This window comes from Streptomyces chiangmaiensis (genome assembly GCF_036281785.1).
Lineage (GTDB): Bacteria > Actinomycetota > Actinomycetes > Streptomycetales > Streptomycetaceae > Streptomyces > Streptomyces chiangmaiensis.
Window position 1 is genome coordinate 1 of the sequence record NZ_JAYWVC010000560.1, and the last position, 1,455, is coordinate 1,455.

At 66.8% G+C, this 1,455-nt stretch carries 1 protein-coding gene and 1 pseudogene; one reads left to right on the forward strand and one right to left on the reverse strand.

Annotated elements, in window-relative coordinates:
* Window positions 1–26 precede the first annotated feature (26 nt).
* A pseudogene (locus VXC91_RS47525) lies at window positions 27–964 on the forward strand (IS630 family transposase); the annotation flags it as partial.
* Window positions 965–967: 3 nt separating this feature from the next.
* On the opposite strand, the gene VXC91_RS45515 reads toward VXC91_RS47525, so the two are convergent.
* Window positions 968–1,183, reverse strand: coding sequence for a hypothetical protein (locus tag VXC91_RS45515; RefSeq protein WP_329513196.1), 216 nt, complete (start codon window positions 1,181–1,183; stop codon window positions 968–970).
* Between the last annotated feature and the right edge of the window lie 272 nt (window positions 1,184–1,455).

Sequence of the window (1,455 nt, forward strand, 5' to 3'; positions counted from 1 at the left end):
GTCATTCCCTCATTTTGATCTGAGTCCTAAGTGAGCGGTCGGTGGAACGGTGCCGCCGGGCATGGCGGCAGCGGGGCGAGGCCGGGGTGCTGTCGAAGGGCTCGCCGGGCCGGCCGAAACTCAGCGAGGACCAGGTCGCCCGGTTGGAGCGTGAATTGGAGCGCAGGCCGCTCGCCCACGGCTGGGCGGACCAACGGTAGACGCTGGCCCGGATCAAGACGCTGATCAGTCGACTGTTCCACGTCTCGTACACGGTCGAGGGCACATGGCAGCTGCTCAAGCGGCACGGCTGGTCATGGCAGCAGCCCGCCCGTAGGGCTATCGAGCGCAACGACGATGCTGTCGAGGTCTGGAAGAAGGAGACCTGGCCGCGGGTAAGAGCATCGCGGCGGAGCGAGCAGCCTGGATCGTCTTCGAGGACGAGGCTGGACAGTCGCTGACTCCGCCGCGCGCCAGAACCTGGGGCCGCCGGGGCTGCACGCCGGTCGTGCGAGTGCGCGGCCGCGGCTCCGGACGGGTATCGATGGCGGGCATGACCTGCTACAAGCCCGGTGAACGGTCACGGAGGTCCTACGCGGTCCGGGAGTACACCGGGCGCAAAGACCAGCCGAAGGGCTTCGGCTGGCGCAACTTCCGCGACCTGATCGTCCGCGCCCGCATCCAGCTCGGCGGCCCAATCGTGCTGGTCTGGGACAACGTCCGCCTCCACCTGACCCGTCCACTACGCGACTTCATCGCCGCGAACGAAGACTGGCTGACCGTCTTCCAGCTGCCCACCTACGCACCCGACCTCAACCCGACCGAAGGCGTCTGGTCTCTGGTCAAACGCGACATCGGCAACCTCGCCGCCGCCCACCTCGGCGAGGTCACCCGCGCGGTCAAGCATCGGCTCAAGCAGATCCAGTACCGGCCGCACGTGATCGACGGCTGCCTCGCCGGCACCAGTTTGACCCTCGGACCCTGACCGTCAGAACGTGCCGAAGAAGCGATGCCACCAACTGGGCCGCTGGACGTGCCAGGGCAGCCGACTCGGCCCGTCGTAGTCGCGCTCCAGCAACTCTTCGGGAACGACCGCATACCCGAGGTCGACCAACGCTCGATTGACCTTCGCGAGATCGGCGGCATCCAGCTCGCGCAGCCTGGGCTTCCTCAGTACCGAAGAAGGCTCCGGGGTTGTCAGCACAGACCAGGGCAAGGGACCCGAACTTGCTCACGCACACTACGATCCGCGTCCCACACACGGTTGTTTCCGCGGGCACGACGACACGTCCGTACTCGCTGGAGTCCTGGATGTCCTGCTCAGTCGCGCAGCGAGCTGCGAAGTCGCCCTCCAGCCGTGCCACCAAGTCGCCGAACAGCACAGCGGTCACGCTGCGGTTGTAGTGTCGCGGCCACTCCAGCCACTCCGGATCATCGAGTTCCCGCAGCAAGGTCAGCAGATCCGCTTCGCTCTCC